The organism is Flavobacterium sp. T50_26 (assembly GCF_057652995.1).
In genome coordinates, this window is record NZ_JBYFCC010000102.1 from 1 (window position 1) to 231 (window position 231).

Here is a 231-nt window from a genome sequence, read left to right on the forward strand (position 1 = left end):
AATGAAAACATCTTGCACTTTAAAATTAAATAAAAATTAATGCGTAAAATTCAAATGGTTGACTTAAAAAGTCAATACGATAAAATTAAGACTACAGTTGATGATTCAATTCAAGAAGTTTTAGAAACCACAACCTAAATCAACGGACCGAAAGATCATGAAATTCAAAAAAGCATAGAAGATTATTTAGATGAAAAGCACGTGATTCCTTGTGCAAATGGAACAGATGCT

The 231-nt window shown here is 29.0% G+C and carries 1 pseudogene; it reads left to right on the plus strand.

The window, feature by feature from the left end:
• Positions 1-39: 39 nt before the first annotated feature.
• Positions 40-231: pseudogene (locus AC23MC_RS16560) on the plus strand (DegT/DnrJ/EryC1/StrS family aminotransferase); the annotation flags it as partial.